Annotated in this window: 32 protein-coding genes and 1 tRNA gene; 18 read left to right on the top strand and 15 right to left on the bottom strand. The window is 63.5% G+C overall.

Features of this window, described 5'->3' with window-relative positions:
• Positions 1 to 5: 5 nt before the first annotated feature.
• The 3 genes from ACWGRX_RS21710 to ACWGRX_RS21700 all read right to left on the bottom strand — a co-directional run bounded on the left by ACWGRX_RS21710 (position 6) and on the right by ACWGRX_RS21700 (position 1221).
• Positions 6 to 203: a hypothetical protein gene (locus tag ACWGRX_RS21710; protein WP_452119237.1), complete on the bottom strand. Its 198-nt coding sequence runs from the start codon at positions 201 to 203 to the stop codon at positions 6 to 8.
• A 1-nt stretch (position 204) separates the two neighbouring features.
• Positions 205 to 624, bottom strand: a complete 420-nt coding sequence (locus ACWGRX_RS21705; protein WP_452119236.1) for a phage terminase small subunit P27 family — start codon at positions 622 to 624, stop codon at positions 205 to 207.
• A gap of 156 nt (positions 625 to 780) precedes the next feature.
• On the bottom strand, positions 781 to 1221 hold the full coding sequence (locus ACWGRX_RS21700) for an HNH endonuclease signature motif containing protein (RefSeq protein ID WP_452119235.1): 441 nt from the start codon (positions 1219 to 1221) through the stop codon (positions 781 to 783).
• Between the two features lie 94 nt (positions 1222 to 1315).
• On the opposite strand from ACWGRX_RS21700, the gene ACWGRX_RS21695 reads away from it, so the two are divergent.
• Positions 1316 to 1567 (top strand): hypothetical protein, encoded by a 252-nt coding sequence (locus ACWGRX_RS21695; protein ID WP_452119234.1) that lies wholly within the window; start codon positions 1316 to 1318, stop codon positions 1565 to 1567.
• Positions 1568 to 1793: 226 nt separating this feature from the next.
• On the opposite strand, the gene nusG is transcribed toward ACWGRX_RS21695, so the two are convergent.
• From nusG to ACWGRX_RS21655, 8 genes are all read right to left on the bottom strand, one after another.
• Positions 1794 to 2537 carry a transcription termination/antitermination protein NusG gene (gene nusG / locus ACWGRX_RS21690; RefSeq protein ID WP_452119233.1) on the bottom strand — a complete coding sequence of 248 codons (744 nt, stop codon included), beginning with the start codon at positions 2535 to 2537 and terminating at the stop codon, positions 1794 to 1796.
• Positions 2468 to 3628 carry an HNH endonuclease gene (locus ACWGRX_RS21685; protein ID WP_452119232.1) on the bottom strand — a complete coding sequence of 387 codons (1161 nt, stop codon included), beginning with the start codon at positions 3626 to 3628 and terminating at the stop codon, positions 2468 to 2470. The genes nusG and ACWGRX_RS21685 overlap by 70 nt, the downstream gene beginning before the upstream one ends.
• Positions 3625 to 5043: a replicative DNA helicase gene (locus tag ACWGRX_RS21680; protein WP_452119231.1), complete on the bottom strand. Its 1419-nt coding sequence runs from the start codon at positions 5041 to 5043 to the stop codon at positions 3625 to 3627. The genes ACWGRX_RS21685 and ACWGRX_RS21680 overlap by 4 nt, the downstream gene beginning before the upstream one ends.
• Entirely contained in the window at positions 5040 to 5222 is a 183-nt protein-coding gene (locus tag ACWGRX_RS21675; protein ID WP_452119230.1) for a hypothetical protein, read from the bottom strand. The genes ACWGRX_RS21680 and ACWGRX_RS21675 overlap by 4 nt, the downstream gene beginning before the upstream one ends.
• Positions 5219 to 5719, bottom strand: coding sequence for a helix-turn-helix domain-containing protein (locus ACWGRX_RS21670; RefSeq protein ID WP_452119229.1), 501 nt, complete (start codon positions 5717 to 5719; stop codon positions 5219 to 5221). Before ACWGRX_RS21670 ends, ACWGRX_RS21675 begins: the two co-directional genes overlap by 4 nt.
• A complete protein-coding gene (locus ACWGRX_RS21665) occupies positions 5716 to 6066 on the bottom strand; it encodes a hypothetical protein (RefSeq protein ID WP_452119228.1) in 351 nt (116 codons plus the stop codon). The genes ACWGRX_RS21670 and ACWGRX_RS21665 overlap by 4 nt, the downstream gene beginning before the upstream one ends.
• Positions 6067 to 6413: 347 nt before the next feature.
• Complete coding sequence (locus tag ACWGRX_RS21660) at positions 6414 to 7028, bottom strand: GIY-YIG nuclease family protein (RefSeq protein WP_452119227.1); 615 nt, start codon at positions 7026 to 7028, stop codon at positions 6414 to 6416.
• On the bottom strand, positions 7025 to 7246 hold the full coding sequence (locus ACWGRX_RS21655) for a carph-isopro domain-containing protein (protein WP_452119226.1): 222 nt from the start codon (positions 7244 to 7246) through the stop codon (positions 7025 to 7027). Before ACWGRX_RS21655 ends, ACWGRX_RS21660 begins: the two co-directional genes overlap by 4 nt.
• Before the next feature lie 93 nt (positions 7247 to 7339).
• On the opposite strand from ACWGRX_RS21655, the gene ACWGRX_RS21650 reads away from it, so the two are divergent.
• The 17 genes from ACWGRX_RS21650 to ACWGRX_RS21570 all read left to right on the top strand — a co-directional run bounded on the left by ACWGRX_RS21650 (position 7340) and on the right by ACWGRX_RS21570 (position 14619).
• Positions 7340 to 8104, top strand: a complete 765-nt coding sequence (locus ACWGRX_RS21650) for a S24 family peptidase (RefSeq protein WP_452119225.1) — start codon at positions 7340 to 7342, stop codon at positions 8102 to 8104.
• On the top strand, positions 8104 to 8442 hold the full coding sequence (locus ACWGRX_RS21645) for a hypothetical protein (protein ID WP_452119224.1): 339 nt from the start codon (positions 8104 to 8106) through the stop codon (positions 8440 to 8442). Before ACWGRX_RS21650 ends, ACWGRX_RS21645 begins: the two co-directional genes overlap by 1 nt.
• A 31-nt stretch (positions 8443 to 8473) precedes the next feature.
• Complete coding sequence (locus ACWGRX_RS21640; RefSeq protein ID WP_452119223.1) at positions 8474 to 8941, top strand: hypothetical protein; 468 nt, start codon at positions 8474 to 8476, stop codon at positions 8939 to 8941.
• Positions 8942 to 9038: 97 nt separating this feature from the next.
• Entirely contained in the window at positions 9039 to 9197 is a 159-nt protein-coding gene (locus tag ACWGRX_RS21635) for a hypothetical protein (RefSeq protein WP_452119222.1), read from the top strand.
• Positions 9198 to 9349: 152 nt separating this feature from the next.
• A complete protein-coding gene (locus tag ACWGRX_RS21630) occupies positions 9350 to 9706 on the top strand; it encodes a hypothetical protein (protein ID WP_452119221.1) in 357 nt (118 codons plus the stop codon).
• Positions 9703 to 9909 (top strand): hypothetical protein, encoded by a 207-nt coding sequence (locus ACWGRX_RS21625; RefSeq protein WP_452119220.1) that lies wholly within the window; start codon positions 9703 to 9705, stop codon positions 9907 to 9909. Before ACWGRX_RS21630 ends, ACWGRX_RS21625 begins: the two co-directional genes overlap by 4 nt.
• 3 nt (positions 9910 to 9912) lie before the next feature.
• Positions 9913 to 10077, top strand: a complete 165-nt coding sequence (locus ACWGRX_RS21620) for a hypothetical protein (protein ID WP_452119219.1) — start codon at positions 9913 to 9915, stop codon at positions 10075 to 10077.
• A gap of 2 nt (positions 10078 to 10079) precedes the next feature.
• Positions 10080 to 10376, top strand: coding sequence for a hypothetical protein (locus tag ACWGRX_RS21615; protein WP_452119218.1), 297 nt, complete (start codon positions 10080 to 10082; stop codon positions 10374 to 10376).
• Positions 10373 to 10585, top strand: a complete 213-nt coding sequence (locus ACWGRX_RS21610) for a hypothetical protein (RefSeq protein WP_452119217.1) — start codon at positions 10373 to 10375, stop codon at positions 10583 to 10585. Before ACWGRX_RS21615 ends, ACWGRX_RS21610 begins: the two co-directional genes overlap by 4 nt.
• A gap of 22 nt (positions 10586 to 10607) precedes the next feature.
• Positions 10608 to 10970, top strand: coding sequence for a hypothetical protein (locus tag ACWGRX_RS21605; RefSeq protein WP_452119216.1), 363 nt, complete (start codon positions 10608 to 10610; stop codon positions 10968 to 10970).
• Between the two features lie 77 nt (positions 10971 to 11047).
• Positions 11048 to 11773 carry an ERF family protein gene (locus tag ACWGRX_RS21600; RefSeq protein WP_452119215.1) on the top strand — a complete coding sequence of 242 codons (726 nt, stop codon included), beginning with the start codon at positions 11048 to 11050 and terminating at the stop codon, positions 11771 to 11773.
• Positions 11766 to 12401 carry a lambda exonuclease family protein gene (locus ACWGRX_RS21595; RefSeq protein ID WP_452119214.1) on the top strand — a complete coding sequence of 212 codons (636 nt, stop codon included), beginning with the start codon at positions 11766 to 11768 and terminating at the stop codon, positions 12399 to 12401. Before ACWGRX_RS21600 ends, ACWGRX_RS21595 begins: the two co-directional genes overlap by 8 nt.
• On the top strand, positions 12398 to 12583 hold the full coding sequence (locus ACWGRX_RS21590) for a hypothetical protein (protein WP_452119213.1): 186 nt from the start codon (positions 12398 to 12400) through the stop codon (positions 12581 to 12583). Before ACWGRX_RS21595 ends, ACWGRX_RS21590 begins: the two co-directional genes overlap by 4 nt.
• Positions 12580 to 12912, top strand: a complete 333-nt coding sequence (locus ACWGRX_RS21585; protein ID WP_452119212.1) for a hypothetical protein — start codon at positions 12580 to 12582, stop codon at positions 12910 to 12912. The genes ACWGRX_RS21590 and ACWGRX_RS21585 overlap by 4 nt, the downstream gene beginning before the upstream one ends.
• On the top strand, positions 12909 to 13268 hold the full coding sequence (locus tag ACWGRX_RS21580; protein ID WP_452119211.1) for an HNH endonuclease: 360 nt from the start codon (positions 12909 to 12911) through the stop codon (positions 13266 to 13268). The genes ACWGRX_RS21585 and ACWGRX_RS21580 overlap by 4 nt, the downstream gene beginning before the upstream one ends.
• Positions 13265 to 13489, top strand: a complete 225-nt coding sequence (locus ACWGRX_RS21575) for a hypothetical protein (RefSeq protein WP_452119210.1) — start codon at positions 13265 to 13267, stop codon at positions 13487 to 13489. The genes ACWGRX_RS21580 and ACWGRX_RS21575 overlap by 4 nt, the downstream gene beginning before the upstream one ends.
• 8 nt (positions 13490 to 13497) lie before the next feature.
• Positions 13498 to 14619, top strand: coding sequence for a tyrosine-type recombinase/integrase (locus ACWGRX_RS21570; protein ID WP_452119209.1), 1122 nt, complete (start codon positions 13498 to 13500; stop codon positions 14617 to 14619).
• Positions 14620 to 14621: 2 nt separating this feature from the next.
• Here ACWGRX_RS21570 and ACWGRX_RS21565 read toward each other — a convergent pair.
• The 4 genes from ACWGRX_RS21565 to ACWGRX_RS21550 form a co-directional block, all read right to left on the bottom strand.
• Positions 14622 to 14697: transfer RNA gene (locus tag ACWGRX_RS21565), tRNA-Phe, on the bottom strand.
• Between the two features lie 141 nt (positions 14698 to 14838).
• The gene (yacG, locus tag ACWGRX_RS21560) at positions 14839 to 15051 is read right to left on the bottom strand and encodes a DNA gyrase inhibitor YacG (RefSeq protein WP_452119208.1); all 213 of its coding nucleotides are present in this window, start codon (positions 15049 to 15051) and stop codon (positions 14839 to 14841) included.
• On the bottom strand, positions 15041 to 15865 hold the full coding sequence (locus ACWGRX_RS21555; protein WP_452119207.1) for an SDR family NAD(P)-dependent oxidoreductase: 825 nt from the start codon (positions 15863 to 15865) through the stop codon (positions 15041 to 15043). The genes yacG and ACWGRX_RS21555 overlap by 11 nt, the downstream gene beginning before the upstream one ends.
• Before the next feature lie 29 nt (positions 15866 to 15894).
• Positions 15895 to 16545: a Maf-like protein gene (locus tag ACWGRX_RS21550; protein ID WP_452119206.1), complete on the bottom strand. Its 651-nt coding sequence runs from the start codon at positions 16543 to 16545 to the stop codon at positions 15895 to 15897.
• Positions 16546 to 16562: the final 17 nt, after the last annotated feature.

Here is a 16562-nt window from a genome sequence, read left to right as displayed (position 1 = left end):
GATGGTTACTGCGCCGCAGCCTGCCCGGAAGCGAGCTGCGTCAGATACGCCGCGCTGGTCTCGCCGTAGCTCGGCTCACGCCCTTCCGCCTCGTCGGCGAGGAACTTGTTCACGGTGCGGAACTCCGCCTCGAAACGCTCAGGCTCCTCGATGAAGCGGCGCATCCACTCGTTGAAGGCCTTCACCATCTGCTCGTTGGTCATGTCAGCCTCCCATCAGGGCCTTGAACGGATTGTCATCACCCTTCTTCCCGGCCGAGACCTTCGACCTGGCTGCTGGGGTGAGGCCGAGCTCGGACAGCAGCGCATGAGCATGACGCATTGCCTCGCTCCTCTGCGCCACGATCGGGTTGGACCGCATCATCTGGGACAGCACCCGTCCCTCGGCGTCATAGTCGGCGGCGCTGACGTAGGTGCGCCCGCCATCCTCGACCATGGCCGTGGTGATCTCGACCTCTTCCAGCCGGCTCGCGGCTTGCGCGATCACATGTTGGTCGGCGGTCGACAGGTAGCCCATGGCATCGATCGTCGCGCACAGGCCGGCGAATATCTCGGTCGCCCGGCTCGACAACCACAACGGCGCGTCCGGTGCGCCTTTCGGAGCCTCAGGCTCGTCGGGGTTCATTCGGCACTTCTGCGCCGTGCCTGAGACGACCTTGAGGTGCGAGGGTTTGCGCGGTCGCGCCATAGGTGGTCACCTTGCAAGGGTGCAAGCAACAAAATCATCTTGGTTTTGCACGCGCGGAAAGATCACGGGGCGCGCGGTCCGGGCAGGGAAAGCCTAGAACTTTGGCTCTCCCCCCTCCATTCCTTGCATCCTTGCAAGATCGCCGAAGACCTCGGCTCCGATCTGGATGGCGCGGCGACTGTCGAGGCGCAGGGCCGAGGCTCCTATCTCGCCTCTCTGCCACATGACCTCAAGCCTTGCCTTCACCCTGTCGTGGCAGATGCGGCAGCAGGGTTGCCAGTTGCCGACGTCCCAGAACAGTTCCTGATCGCCTCGATGCGGGACGATGTGGTCGACCACGGCAGTCGGGACTGTCTTGCCTCTGGCCTCGCAGCCCAGGCAGAGCGGGTGCTGCGCCTTGTAGGCGAGGCTGGCTCTATCCCACCGAGCTGAGTAGCCGCGCTCCCTTGCCGACCCTCTGCGCGCGTCGACCTGCTTGCGCTGGGCTTGAGGTGAGATGCGGGCAAGGCGATGACGAGGTGGAAGTACTGGCATGGCCGGGGAAAGTCTCTAAGCGCACGTCGTTTGCACGATTGCGCAAGCGCTCCTCCGCTAAGTATTCTAAATTCCAATCCCAGCGAGAATCACTATGGCCAACTACCTTATCTACACGCCCATTCCGAATGACTGGCTTTCATTCACGACCGAGCTAGCCAAACTCGGGAAAGTCTCAACCGACAAACTGCACGCCGTGTCATTGGAGACCACTGCCTCCTTATCTGAGATTGAAGTTGTCATCGGTGAAAAGCTCGTTGGCCACCATTATGTGGTCGTGGAAGCCAAAGACAGCATCTACGGTGGCCCTGCCGCAGTGAGGAACCTAGTCGAACATCTCCGCTGATCAGCGCTGATACGAGAAAGCCCGACCTGCTAAGGCCGGGCTCCTGTCGCCATGGTGCGGGTACATCCGCCGTCACCGGGCAAAGCTTCGCAGTTCGCTGGAAACCCAGCGCGGGGCCCGTGAGATACAAGCCGCCGAGGCGACGATCACACTACCGAGCAAACCGCGCCTACCCATATGCACTGATTTGCGGAATCGCACAAGCACTATTTGCACTCCCGCAAGATCATGCTGCAGGGGCGATCGACGCGAGGCCGATGTCGGCCTTAACCTGGCCGCCGAACATGTCGATGAGGATCGAACCTTCGTCGTGACCGAGCACGTCCATGACGATGGCGAAGAAGCCCATGAACGGCCCGTCTAGGATGACGACGCGGTCGCCGGCCTGCGGCTTCGCCCCGTTCGGAGTGGCCGAGCTAACCGGCTCGGGGTGATCGCCGTGGGTCTGGGCGATCTTCTCGATCGCGGCGCGCGGCACGGCGCACCACCCCCGCTCGTTGCTGACGACCGCGGCGACGCCGTCAATCTCGCGAATGTTCTCGATCGGCCGGCCGTCAATGGTGATGCCGGTCCTGCCGTCGGGGCCGACCAGGGTCAGGCGCTGGGCGAGCTTCGGAAGGCCAGACGCAAAGAGGTAGCGTGGGAAGGTCGAGACCTTGTTCGTGACCTCCGGCTTGTTCCGGCGCCGCGTGGTGCGGATGCAGTGCGGCCAGAAAACCTGACAGCCAGCCTCGAGCAAGCCATCTGCCGCACGCTCCTCGCCTCGCGGTGTCGTCCAGACCAGATACCAGAGCTTCGGGCTTTCCTTCGTTCCGAAGTCGAGATCCGCCGGCGCCGGCTGCAGCGACTCGATGATCTCGATCTCTGGGATCGGACGGGGGCGCTTCTTCTTGCGGGCCATCAGGCGGCATCCTTGCGGGCGGGATCTGCCTTGAACGCGGCAATGACAGCGGCGGGGATCGAACAGCACGGATGGCCAGGCGGGTCGCCCCACATCGGCGGCCAGTCGCCTTTCTCGGTCCAGCGCTTCAGCTTGTTGCGCCACTCGGTTTCGCGGTCGATGGGCTTGGCGATGGGTGCAGCGTCGGCCGCCGTGTTCCTCACCCAGCCGTCGAAACTCTTCCACGACCTGATCGGCTGCTTCGCTGCCGCAACTGCGGCCCTCACTCCGATCTCGATGCGTTCCCGGCTGTAGCCGGCCCGGATCAACGCCACGATCGGGCTGATGTCGGGATTGACCGCGACCGGGTTCGTGCCAACCAACCCGGAAACCCAGCAATTGACCTCCTCGAGATCGATCCTGCCCTGCCCTGACTCGGCTTTGCGAGGGGGAGCCTGATCGCGCTCCACGCTCGCCTCGGCCGCGGAAGGCACGTCAGTGCCTTCTTCTGGTATCTGGCTTCTGGCTTCTGGCTTCTGGGCTTTATGGTCGGTTTGCCTTCCGACCATAAGGTCGGAATCAGACCGACCCGAAGACATCGCGCGTTCTCCGTTGCAGTCGGCACAAGCCGCGACGAGGTTGCCCTCGTCGTTCGTTCCGCCATCCCGCACCGCGATCAAATGGTCGATGTGGTGATTGTCGTAGCTGAGCGGCTTGGCGCACCAGTGGCAACGGCCGTTTGATTTATCGAAAATTCTCCGAGCCTTAGCTGGCGAATCCGAGCGCCGAAACCGGCGAACACGGTCCTCCTTTGGAACTGTACCGCGCCGAATGTCAGGATGCCCCCCCTTGCCGCCGTTGGCCTTATCCCTCGCTTCTTTCTCGGCGTCGCGCTGCATGCGGCGACTGATGATCGTGCCATCGCTCTCGCGGCTGAACACGCCGGCCTCCTCGAGCTCAGCGATCATGGCCTCAGCTTCGTCCAAGGTGCATCCAGCAAGGGCGGCGATCTGGCGCGTGCCGAGGGCCTTTCCGTTGATGACGAGAGCGCCGCGCGGCGTCGCCTCATGCATCACGCAGAGCATTTCCATCCAGAGGCCGCGCGCACCGATCGAGCACATGCGGAGCGCAGGATCAGCGCGCCAGTCGGACGGGAAGAACTTCATCCAGGGCGCGCTCATCGGCGATCTCCATGCCATCCAGAGACGATTGAGCGTGCCGGGTCGCACCAGAGAGTGCAGCGGCCGGTCGAGCCTTGGCGGGACTTCTCGACCCCGACCTCGAGCATGTTGCGGACGACATCCATCCGATCGAGCGCGGTCGCGTCGCCGGCCAGATAGTCCTTGTCGCGGGCGAGATAGTAGGCTTCGCGGTAAAGCATCAGGACGGCGTCTGCGGCTTCCTCGACCTCGCCGGAGGCGCGAAGGTCCGAAAGCTGCGGGCGCTTGTCCTCTCGCCCCTCGACGCCACGGTTGAGCTGGCTGCACAGGACGACTGCGCAACCGAGCTGCTTGGCCATGACCTTGGCGGCGTTTGCGATTTCTCCGAGCTCACCGACGCGGTTGCCTTGATAGCGAACCGAAGGCTTTACGATCTGGGCGTGGTCCACGATGACCAGCCCCAAGCCCATGCCGGTGCGCTCGAGCTTTTGCGCCACCTTGCGCGATGCCAGGTTGATATCCTGGATACCCATCGCCGGGGCGTCCTCGATCTCGAGTGGCACCGCGTCGATTTCCCGCTGGACGAGGTAATAGGCTTCTAGCTCATCAGGCGTGACACGCCCGGCGAGAATATCGCCATAGGAGGGCGCACGACCACGGATGCGCGAGCAGATGACGCGCGCCGCGATCTCTGTCGAAGGCACCTCGAGCGAGAAATAGGCGACGCCCTTACCAGCGAAAGCGAGCTGCGCGGCCATTGCGGCCGAAACCATCGTTTTGCCGGCTCCCGTCCGGCCGGCCAGGATGACCAGTGAGCCAGGGGCCAGCCCGCCCATGGGCAGATGCTTGTCGAGGTCAGCCCATCCGGTTGCTGGCGGCCTTTCGCGCAAGCCCTGCAGCATTTCTTGAGCTTCTCGGCCGACGATTTCGGAGATCTGCTTAAGCGAGCCGCGGCGCGATCCAGCCCGATCGAAGGCCCCCTCCCGGAACCCGTCAACGGCATCGATCAGGTTCCGAGCCAGCGAGATGGTGTCAGCCGCGGCAGCCTCGGAACGAGCCTGTTCCGAAACCTGAATGAAATTCCGGATGACCCATGCCGACTTGATGATGTTGGCATACTCGGCGAGCGAGTTCGGCGTCGCCGCCTCGGCCAAGATGCGGGCGAGGAACGCATTCGGGCCGGCACCGGGCTCGACGATATCGGCGGCGCCTTGGAGGACGGTGCGATGATCGATGGCGCCGCCGCGCCCGATGATGTCGCTGATCCGCTGCCATAGCGACCGGCAACCGGCATCGGCGAAATGCTCTGCCTCGATGCCGGTCAATAGCACCCGACCAACAGCGCCAGAGTGAAGGATGACGCCGCCGATCAGCGACATCTCGATCCCTGCCACGCCGTCGCCCCAAGCCTGATAGGCGTCGAAGTGAGCATTCATCGGGCGACAGCCTCGCGGTTCCGCTTCTCCGCCATCTGGATTTTCACGCGGTCCATGAGGCGCGCGGCGAGGTAGCCAATCGGCGATGCCGTCTCATGCGGCTGGATCTGGAAGCGGCGCCTGTGCTCTTCGTCCCTGCGCGCAAGGATGGCGGCAGTTATGTCGATGACCTCGCTCATTGCGCCACCCTCGCCTTGACCTGATCGCGGATGTCATCGACCAGCGCGGCGAAGACCTCGTCTTGCTCGCGGATCTGATCGACGCGCCGGATCGCGTTGAGGATCGTCGTGTGGTCGCGTCCGCCCATCGCCTGGCCGATTTGCGGGAGGGAGCGGGTCGTCTCCTGGCGCATGATCCAGCATGCGATCTGCCGCGGGCGGATGATCGACGCCACTCGCTGGTCACCGAGCAAGGCGGCCACGCTGATGCCGGTCGCCTGGGAGACGACATCCAGGACGACGCGCGTTGGCGCCGGCTTGAATGCCTTCGGGCTCGCGACGTCGATCCAGTCGCGACGGCGGGGTTCCGAGACTGGCTCGATAACGGGCTCCGGCTCCGGCTCTGTGACACGCCCGGGATCGATCGCCACGACTGGCTGCTTAGGCCGAAGCCGATCGCGATAGGCCGACATCATCTCTTCGGCCGAAGTGTACTCTCTAACGGGCACGAGGCTCATGGCCGCTCCATCAGTTTACGCGCCGTCTCCAGCGCCGCCTCAATCTCCCCAATCGCAGGGAGGCGAGGGTCAGCGCCCGTCGCACGAAGGCACGCCAGCTCACTCTCGAGCGCCGAAATTTCATTCTCGATTTCCCGAATAAGGAGGTGTTCTGCGCGGGCACGCAGCCAATCGTCGATGCGCTTGAGACGCCCGCGCGCCAGGGTTTCCAGTGTGCCGGGCAAGGTGCCGAGCCGCTGGGCAAGCCGCTGGCGCGCTACGGAAAGTGACCCGCAGCGACGGGCCTCTCTAAGCTCCAGCCGCGCGATGATGTCGCGGCTCTGGTCCCGAAACTCTACGCTGGACATCAGTGGCTCATTTATCCGTCTGGGGTGGATGATCGGTCGCAAGGTTCCGTGCTCCTGTCGTCAGACAGGAGTTGGAGGGATTGGCTTGCAGAGACTGGACGAGATCGTTCGCGAGTTGCTGGCAGGCGTGCGCGAACGCATCGACGCGGAAAAATCGGGCGGCGGCGCGAAGTGCGATCGCCGCCCGAGAGGCGAGCGCTTCGAGCGGGTCGCCGCAGAATTGGAAGCGCTGCGACGGAAGAACAGGCGCAAGCGTCGAGAGAGAAAGGCCGGGGCGAGCGATTCTGCTCGCCCCGGCAAGGAGGCGCCGGGAGGATGTGGCGCGGGGGTAAAAGGGCGAGGCCATTTCAAGCGGCCTTTAGCTTCTGAGCGGGTGTCAGAAAGGGCGGCAGACTCCGGTCAGATGACGCCGGGTCGAAGAACCATTCGCCGCTGATGCGAGACGATCGCCAGTTGCGATGCCGCATGTGCTCATCAGCCATAGTGCCGACGAAAAGCTCTCCCTGCCTCACGGACAGGGGGTGCTTGCACTTGCTTTCGATGTCATCGAGGCGATCACGAACCCGCCTTGAAAACCCGACCTTGACGATATGAGGGTACCCGTTCAGTCGAGCGAAATAGACATGGCCGATGTGCCAAGCTTCCAGCGGCCCAGCGGCGAAGAAGGGCTTCCCGTTGACACTCAGCCGTTGGGCGGCGTCGGCTTCTGCCGCGTCGTATCCCAACTGGATAAGGCGCCTAAGACGGCTTTCGGCGCATCCCCTATTGACCCCCGCAATCCGGTCACAGACCGGGAGCGTCCGCTGATCAAGATAGAGGGTTTCGCTGCCCCATGGAGTCTTGCCGGGATAGGAAGCGCGGGAAAGGCAATACTCCCACCGGGCCCGGCTCGGGGTAATGCGGGCGGCAAACTCACCGACCTCTTGCGCGATTTCGTCCGCAGAGTACGGGAGCACGCTCATGCCACGGCCTTCTCGGGCTGGGGCTTGGCGCCGATGAGTTCTTCAGCCGTCAGCGGCAGGCCGCGACGCTGCGCCTCGGTCAGGAGCTTGAGCTGATGGGCCTGCGGAACTCTCCCGCTTCGCAACCAGGTGTAGATGCGCGTTCGATGGACACCGACGATGCGGGCCACTGCGGTAGCGCCTCCAAAGCGCTGGACGATCACGGATGCCGGTGTCATGACATTGATGTAGCTTATATCGCTACAATACGCAACTCAAATGTAGCGATAATCACGCGCGACGACTGTAGCGCCCATGGCTACGGTGCCGCCATGCTCGCGAAATGGCTCAAAACCAATCTCGATTCGTCGTCTCACACTCAGGCGAGTTTGGCGCGTGAGCTATCGGAAAGGCTTGGGCGGTCGATTGATCGGGCGGCGGTCAACAAAATGACCACTGGGGGCCGCAAGATTTCGGCCGATGAGCTGATTGCGATCACCGAAATCCTTGGCATCGGCAAGCCTGACGATGCCTCGCTTCGGCCGAAGCTAGTCAAGAGCTTCGACCCTGACGAAATCGACCCGCTCGAACAGCATGGCGATGACCGGCCGGACGCCGCGCCGCACCCCGCCGACTTCCCGAAGGACGCAATCCTGGAAGCTGCGCCACGCGGCGGAATGGGGGCTGGCGAAACCGCACTGACGGCATTCTCGCGCGAAGTCGACGGGGTATCAGAGGTCGACGCGATCCGGCCGGACTATTGGCGCTTTCCCCAGCGTTTCCTCAACGAGACGCTGCGCCGGCCGGCGACTGCCTTGCTGGTCATCGAGTGCGAAGGCGATAGCATGCAGCCCACACTAGCGCCGGGCGAGCGCGTCTGGGTGGACACGACGCACAAGATCCCGAGCCCTGACGGCATCTATGCGATGCGCGATCGCTTCGAGAATATCGTGGTGAAGCGGTTGCAGCTCGACGAATCCGGCGAAGAGCCGATGATCCTGATTATATCGGACAATCCCTCGCACTCGACGACCAAGCGCCGGCTGGCCGATGTGCATATCTTCGGTAAGGTCGTTGGCGGGTTCAGGATGTTCTGATGGCCAAACCTCCGCGCCCCCATCCTGAGCCAGGCGAACGCATCAGTCTCGACGTCCTGAACGAGACCGCAGTCGGCATGCGCATGCATGTCGAGCCGCAAGGCGCGCTCATGGACAACTGGACGGCTTGCTACAATCGCGATGAGCAGGCCGCCCCATCGGATGAGCATGTCGGCAAGCTCTGTATTATTCGTACGAAGGACGGCAGGAACCTGACGATGAGGGTTTATCGCTCGTATAGTGCCGGCAATTGGTCGCTATTGTCAGTTGGGGGCTCCGTCGAAGAGAATGTCGGGATCGAATGGGTCGCGCCGATCAGATTGGTGCTGCCGAGATAATTGACGGGCTGGCAGGCGCTGAATGGCTTTCGTGTGCACCATCGACGGACAGTGGGCGCAGGTCGTTGGCATCGAATGGTCTGACGAGAACACGCTGGTCGCTGGTATCGGCTACGACGATGTCCAGCCAATCTCCTACTCGGTCGTTGTCTCCTTCGTCCCCGCCCCTGGGGAGCTCGAGTTTATTTTTTACATCGCAGCAGATAGCGAGATCGAAAGTGAAGTCCGGCAATATTGGTGTGGCAAGGAGACGCCGTTCATCCAAGGGCCCAACCGGAAGAGCGTTCTGGAGGCGGTCGCAAATGCAGCGCGCGCGCTTGTGTTGCGGTGCAACCCAAAGAAATTTTTTATGATCACATATGGAGCTGACTTGCCGCAGCGGGCTCTGGTTAAGTCGGAATTGCTCTGCAACGTGTTTACCCTTTGTGGGTATCGTGTTTCCGACACGTTTGAGTATCATGGTAAGATATGTTGGACGTTGGAACGTGACGGCGATTGAGCGGTTGGTTCGTTGTAAACGAAGGTTTGCAAACCCACGTTGAGACGCGTACGGTTCCGACAACATCAAAGAGTGCGGGAGCCATAGGAGAGTCGCTATGGAGCGGGACAAGAAAATTGAGCTGATGCAGGCTGTTGAGGAGCGCCATCGGGAGCACCTCCAGCGCTGGCTGCAAAATTCTTATTTCCGTGCGGCGCTGCGCCGTCCTGCGGCTGACAAGCAACAGCCAGAGCCGGCCCCGCGGAAAGTAGCCTGATACAACTAACTCAGAACGCTTTCGAACCCCGCCCTCACCGGCGGGGTTTTTTTGTTGCCAGCTGAGCAAGGTAGCTTTTAGAGCTACAAACAGGTTGCGTAATGTAGCGATACACGCTACAGCTCTCCTCACGCAATGAGGAGAACAGGCCGATGGCCCAGTGGCTCGACAGCTTCACAGTCCGCAATAGCGAGTTCGATGACAGCGACGGCAACGGCCTCGCTGCGGGCTGGCTCGACATCAGCGTTTCCGGAGACGGCGACCGCTTCGAAATCGAGAGCGTGCATTACGTCATCAGGTCCCCGGTCGATTTGAAGACCGAGACGCTAAAGCGCGCCCCGCGCCACATCGAGGACTTCATCGGAGATTGGCTCAACGTCGATCTTTCGCGCGGGAACCAGTCCCTCGTTCGCCAAGCCTATTTCGAGGCTCTTGCCGAACTCGACGACCCCGACGCCCGCGCCGATGACCGCGGCTGCTTCGACTACCACCAGAGGAGCGCGGCGTGATGGAGAACGTCGTCGCGTTCCCGAAGCAGGCGCTTCCGGTCAAGGCGATCGCGGCCAGCTATGTGCCTGCGCCCGCGCCGGTCGCTGCGCGGGGCCTGATGCGCCCCGCTCTTCTCACCCTCGCCCAGCTCTCCGCCTTCGCCCTCTACATGGCCGGCTTCGCCTGCTGGGCCTTCCTGTTCTTCATCGCGATTGGAGGTTGACCGATGGAATACGACCACATCGCCCCCGCTCTCATCTTCCTCGCCGGCATCTGCGCCCTGATGTGGGCTGACCTCGGGCGGAAGACGGTCGACGCAGAGAACGAGCAAGGCGCCCTCCCTGAAGTCGAGAAGCGCCGGGACCAGCGTCTCCGCGAAGCGGGGGAGTAGCCATGTTGTACGTTGGGCAGCGCGTCGAATTGGTGAAAACCTATGACGACAGGGATCGCAATATTGCTTTCGAATACGGGTTCGAGCTCCCGCAGCCGGGTACCGTCTACACGGTTCGCTGCGTTGAGGGCGAACGCATTCGCCTGGCAGAATTGGTCAACCCTGACGTCCCGTATGTTGACGGGGACGCTGAGCCGCTGTGGCTCGCGGAACGCTTCCGCCCCGTAGTCGATCGCAAGACCGATATCTCGATCTTCACCGCCATGCTGAACACCAAGCCGGCGGAGATCGACGCATGATCGACCTGCGCCGCATCGTCCGCCGCGTCACCTCCTGGTGGCTCGCTCGCAGGGTCGAGCGCCGTATGCCTGAGCTGGCCTCCCTTCGCAAAGCCGAAGCCGAGGCACGCCGCAATCACCGTCCCGTCAAGGACATCCACCTTTCCCGCCGCGCGATCGTTCATCGCCGGCTGGCCGAAGAAACCCCGCGAGGGGCTAACCGGGTCTGAGACCCAACAACAGGAGAATTCCATGGGTTTGGCTGAATTGCTCGCTGATATGCGGGAGGAAGAAGACCGTGATCGAGTGCCGGCAATGGCGCCGGAACTGCTCGCTGAATACCAGCGGCGCTATGCCGGCTTTCTGATCGGCTGCCCTTTCAAGGCTGGGGATCTCGTCACTCCTCGCAAGGATGGCTCGGTTAAGGGCCCGGGCGATCCTGCCGTCGTCCTGGAAGTCATCAGTTCAACCATCGACTTCGGATCTGGGAACCCCGGCAGCAATGGCCATGGCCAGCGGTGCGACATGCGGGTCGCACGCTTCGGCGGCCGGTATGCATCGATCATCCCGATCTGGGTCGAGAGCTTCGAGTTCGAACCCTATTCGAAGAACTGAACACGGCTCGGCTGCGGCGCGGCTCACACCGCGTCCGCAACCAGTGAACTGCTCCGACTGGAGCGCAGGAGGATCGCATGAGCGAAGCAGCTCTTATCCTGCGGCCTGAAGAGGCCGCCCCCGTTCGCCAGCAGGCGATGACCCCCGTCGACATGCTCAGCATGGCGGTCGAGCGCGGCGCCAACATCGAGGTCATGACAAAGCTCATGGACCTGCGCGACCGCTGGGAGGCCGGGCAGGCCCGCAAGGCCTTCGACGAGGCGGTGGCGAGCGCCAAGGCTCAGATCCCCACGATCGCCAAGAACCGTGAGGGGCACAACAACAAGCGCTATGCCGACTTCGCGGCGATTGCCAGCGTCGTTGACCCGATCATCGGCCAATACGGCCTGTCTTACAGGTTTCGCACCACGCAAACCGACCGGATCAACGTAACCTGCATCCTGTCGCACAAAGCCGGGCACGCAGAGGAAACGACACTCTCCGGCCCCGCAGACACCAGCGGCAGCAAGAACGCCATCCAGGCGATCGGCAGCACGCTCACCTACCTCCAACGCTACACGCTTGTTCAGGCGCTCGGGTTGGCGGCGTCCGAAGACGACGACGGAGGCAAGAGCGGCGGCCAGGACGCCGAAACCATCACTGAAGATCAGGTTATGCAGCTGCGAGAGCTGATCGAGGCGACGAAGGCCGATCAGCGCGGCGTGCTGGCCTATGTCCGCGCCAGAGATCTGTCGTCCATCAGAGCCGACAAGTTCCCAGAACTGGTCTCGATGCTCAAGCGCAAGGAGCAGCGCCGTGGATGAGATCGTTCAGGGCAGCGCCGAATGGCTTGCGATCCGCTGCGGCAAGGTCACAGCCTCCCGCGTTTCCGATGTCATCGCCAAGACCAAGACCGGTTACGGCGCCAGCCGCGCCAACTACATGGCCGAACTGATAGCAGAGCGCCTGACCGGCGCGCCTGCCGAGAAGTTCATTAGCGGCCCCATGGCATGGGGGACCGAGAAGGAGCCGGAAGCGCGTGCGCTTTACGAGTTCCTGACAGATGCCGAGGTCAGCCAGGTCGGGTTCGTTCCCCATCCGACCATTTCCATGAGCGGCGCTAGCCCTGACGGACTGGTAAGCGATGCCGGGCTTGTCGAGATCAAGTGCCCGAACACCGCGACCCACATCGATACGCTGCTGGGCCAGAGCATCCCGGCGAAATATGAGACACAGATGCAATGGCAGATGGCGTGCACAGGCCGTCAGTGGTGCGACTTCGTCAGCTACGACCCTCGCATGCCGGACAACATGAGGATGTTCGTCCGCCGCGAAGCGCGCAACGACGCCATGATCGCAGAGATATCCGAGGAAGTCGGCAAGTTCCTGACTGAACTCGACGCCAAGGTCGAAGCCCTTCTGTCGCTCTACGAGCGCAAGGAGGCGGCATGACCTTTTCTGTCAGCCAGGTGGCCAAGGTCTTCATCTTCGCGGCCAAGATGGCGCGGGAGCGCGCAGCGTTGGCGGCTTGGGTCGAGGGGCATCGCACGTCGATCGACAACCTCCTTCCGGGCCAGCTTGCAGCGGACGTGCTGAACGAGGCGCGCACGCATTACCGGGGCCTACCGCGATGACTGCGCCGGCCTCGAACCTCCCATGGTCGGAGCAGTATCGGATCGTCGCGAAGGACTACGTCGCGCTGAAGTCTGCTGCCGACATGCTGGAAGAGACGAAATCCGCCGTTCTCGCCAAGCGGATGGCGGCCCTCGGGGATATGCCGGTCAGCCGCGCCGAGATGGCGGTGAAGGGCTCCGACGAGTGGTCCGACTACATCAAGACCATGGTCGACGCTCGCGAGCAGGCTGAGCTCAAGCGGGTCCACCTCGAATACATCCGCATGAAGTTCATGGAGTGGCAGAGCGCGAACGCCACGCAGCGCGCCGAGATGAGGCTTACGTCATGAGGCGCGACTTCCCCCGCAAGGTGAAGGCTCAAGCCATCCTCCGCGCCAATGGCTGCTGTGAAGCGTGCAGCGCCAAGCTCAAGGTCGGCGAGGCCGAAGTCGACCACATCCTGCCCGATGCGCTGGGCGGTGATCCGGTCCTGTCGAATGCCCGTGTGCTCTGCCGTGTCTGCCACAGGGCGAAATCGTCCGATGACATCGGCCGCATTCGAAAAGCCGACCGCCAGCGCGACAAGCACACCGCCGCCAGCGCCAAGCCCTCGCGCATCAGATCGAGAGGGTTCGAGAAGCCGCCGGCACAGCGCCGGGCCTCCTCGCCCCTCGCCAAGAAACTGCCGCCCAGGAGGATGGGATGAGCCGCGTACCGGCGACGATCGAGCGCGAGCCACGCGAACTGCCTCGGGCGCCACGAGGCCCTTCGACCTTCCGCGAGAACGATATCAAGAGAGCTGTGCGCGCGATGCGTGCCGCCGGCTTGGCTGTCGGTCGCATCGACATCGAAGGCGGTCGCATCTCGATCATCCCGGCGGTCGAAGCTCCGCCGCTGATTGATGACAGCGAAGACGTGGTTCTATGATTCGCGCCATGGCCGATATCGCGCTCAAAAACCTGTCCTGCGAGAGGACGCGACACGGCAAAACCGTCTGGTACTATCGTGCCGGGAAGGGAAAGCGCACGCGCATCGAGGGCGAGCCAGGCACCGAGAAATTCATGCAGTCCTATTGGGACGCCGCCAATGGGAAAGAGCCGGAGAAGCCCGGCCGGAAAGCCTATGCTGCCAACACCCTTGGGTGGCTGATCGGCGTCTATCGCGCTAGCAGTGCGTTTCAGAATGGGCTTGCGGAGAGCACCAAGCGTGCCCGCGAGAATATCCTGAAGCGCCTTGAGGAGGAATCTGGCCGGCACGACCTGCGCAAGATCACGCCGAAGGCTATCGAGGCGGGGCGCGATAGGCGCAAGGCGAAGCCGGAAGCCGCCAACTCGTTCGTCAAGACGATGCGCACTCTCTTCGCCTGGGCGGTCAAGGAAAAGCTCGTCCACCAGAACCCGACGACGGGCGTCGAACTGTTCAGCGCCAGCAAGCGCGGGTTCCATACGTGGACCGTCGAGGAAATCGAGCGCTACCAGAATCACCACAAGCTCGGCACGCGCGCCCGGCTAGCCATGGACCTTCTGATCTTCACCGGGCTGCGGCGCTCCGACCTTGTGGGGCTTGGCCGCCAGCATGTGGTCGGGGGCTATCTGTTCCTGCGCCCGGTCAAGACGGAAGAGACTTCCGGTGTCGACGTGACGATTGAGATCCTGCCCGAGCTGGCGAAGTCGATCGCAGCCGGCCCGACCGGCGACATGACGTTCATCGTCAGCGACAGGGGCGCGCCCTACACCAAGGAGAGCTTCACGAACTGGTTTCGCAAGCAGTGCAAGGCGGCCGGCGTCCCTGGCTCCGCACACGGGCTTCGGAAGGCGGCTGCGACAATCTGCGCTGAGAACGGGGCTTCCGAAGAACAGCTCAAGGCCATGTTCGGGTGGGTCAGCGGGAAGCAAGCCGAGGTCTACACGCGGGCCGCCAGCCGCAAGAAAATGGCCAAGGCTGCGGCTGCATTCATGCCCGGCGGCGAACGCGACGTGAACGCATTTCCCCGCACCTCTGAACAGGGTGCGGGCGCCAGCCCGAAAAAGCCAATGATTTCAAAGGGGAGAAAGTGAAATGGTGCCCAGAGCTGGAATCGAACCAGCGACACTGCGATTTTCAGTCGCATGCTCTACCAACTGAGCTATCTGGGCATCCGGCGAAGCGCGCTGCGCCTCGGTTGGTGCGAGGGGATATAGAGGGACTGGGCCGGGCTGTCCAGCCGGCAAATCGCGGCAGTGGAAAAATCCGCCGGGGGCCGGCGCGACGCCAGGCGCCGCCAGCCGCGGCGCGCCTCACTCCTCCGCGTCGCGCGGCCGCGGCTGCTCCGCCAGATCTTCGACCGCCTCGCCGGGAATCACATAGCTGCCCTTCAGCCAGCGGCCGAGATCGATGTCGGCGCAGCGGGCCGAGCAGAACGGCTTGAAGCGCTGCACCGCCGGCTTGCCGCAGATCGGGCAAGGCCGGCCGCCTGGCGAAGCCGGCTTGGAAAGCTCTTCAGGCACCATATTGCAAGGTCACTCCACCATCGACGACCAGTTCGAGCCCGGTGACATAGCGCGCCTCGTCGCTGGCGAGAAAGAGCGCGGCCCAGGCAACGTCCCAACCCTCGCCCATATGGCCCATCGGAACCTGCGAATCACGCTTGGCCCACATCGCCGCGACATCGCCCTTGGCATAGGACTGCGCCAGCCCGGCCGAATGCTCGACCATCGGCGTCTTCATCAGCCCGGGCAGCACCGCGTTCACGCGGATCTTCTCGCGGGCATATTGCGCCGCCGTGGTGCGGGTGAGCTGGTTCATCGCCGCCTTGCTGGCCCCATAGCTGGCATAAGGCACGCCGGTATGGCGGATCGAGGCGATCGAGGAGATGTTGATGATCGAGCCGCCCTGCCCGCTCTCGGCGAACTGGCGCTGCATCACCGGGACGACATGCTTCATCGCCAGGAAGCAGCCGGTCAGGTTGACGGTGAAGACCCGCTCCCAGGTTTCGAGCGGCAGATCGACGACGCCGCCGACCTCGGCGATGCCGACATTGTTGTCGAGCACGTCGATGCGGCCATAAGCCTTGAGCGTCGCTTCGACGAGCGCCGCCAGATCCTCCGGCCGGGTGACGTCGGTGCGGATCGCGAAGGCCTCGCCGCCCTCGCCACGGATTATCTCGGCCGTCTCCTGCGCCGCGTCGAGATTGCGGTCGGCACAGACCACGCGCGCACCCTCGCGCGCGAACACGGTCGCGGTCGCCTTGCCATTGCCCCAGCCGGGGCCGATCGAGCCGGCGCCGGCGACGATCGCGACCTTGCCCTTCAGGCGTTCGCCCATGTCGTTTCCTCCATCGTCAATGTTCTGGATCAGGCGGCGTTGAGCCAGCCGAGGCGAATCGGAAAGCCCTCGCCGCCAAGCAGGTTGACAGTCTCGTGCAGCGGCAGGCCGACGACGCCGGTATAGGAGCCCACAAGCTTGACCACGAAGGAGCCGGCAATGCCCTGGATGGCATAGGCGCCGGCCTTGCCGCGCCATTCGCCCGAGGCGAGGTAGTTCTCCAGATCATCATTGGAGAGCCGCTTGAAACGCAGCCGCGTCTCGACGATGCGCTCCCGGATCGCGCCCGACGGCGTCACCAGCGCGACGCCGGTGTAGACCCGGTGCGCCCGGCCGGAAAGCAGCCGCAGGCAGGCCGCGGCCTCGTCGACGACCTCGGCCTTGGGCAGGATGCGACGGCCGACAGCGACGACCGTGTCGGCCGCGATCACATAGGCGCCTTCGAGATCGGGGCGGCTCTTCAGCGCGGCATGGCCGGCCTCGGCCTTGGCCCGGGCGAGACGGCGGGCGAGGTCGCGCGGCCGCTCGCCCTTGAGCGGCGTTTCGTCGAGATCAGAGGGCAGCAGCGCATCGGGCTTGAGGCCGGCCTGTTCGAGCAAGGCGAGGCGGCGCGGCGAGGCCGAAGCCAGCACCAGCTGCGGCCGCGAACCGGCCGGCTTCGAGGAGGCGAAAAGGTTCAACGCGGTCTAGCTCGCTC

The sequence above is a fragment of the Allobosea sp. NPDC055594 genome (assembly GCF_053618995.1).
The sequence above is the reverse complement of the archived record's forward strand: the minus strand, read 5'-3'. Positions and strand labels throughout refer to the sequence as shown.